Below are 333 nucleotides of genomic sequence, written 5' to 3'. Positions count from 1 at the left end.
AAAACACGATCTGGATGGCGTGCAGATTGCCGGCGGTGGCGCCGAGCGTCAGCGCGACATCGTGCTCGGTCTGCGCCTCATTGCCGGCGAACTGGCTGACCACCTGGCCATCGACGATGATCTGGAAACCGTCGTCGGCGTTGACGTTGAGGGTGTAATTGCCGGCGGCGGCGCTGAAGGCGCCGTTCAAGGTCAGGATCGATTGCGTGGTGACGCCGTAACTGCTGGCCAGCTGCAGATTGGAGGCATTGCCGCCGAGGAAGGCATTGAGGTTGGCCAGCGAATTGCCGAGGTTGTTGCCGAAGTCGGTGTTGCCATGCCAGACGCCGTTCT

1 protein-coding gene is annotated in these 333 nt (G+C 62.2%); it reads right to left on the bottom strand.

What is annotated here, in order from left to right; translation table 11 throughout:
• Window positions 1–333, bottom strand: a 333-nt coding sequence (locus tag JHD59_RS23410) for a PA14 domain-containing protein (protein ID WP_199155894.1), incomplete at both ends; no start/stop codon positions are given.

The organism is Chromobacterium sp. ASV23, from assembly GCF_016428945.1.
Lineage (GTDB): Bacteria > Pseudomonadota > Gammaproteobacteria > Burkholderiales > Chromobacteriaceae > Chromobacterium > Chromobacterium sinusclupearum.
Note: the sequence above shows the minus strand (reverse complement) of the source record. Positions and strands in the feature narration are given on the sequence as shown.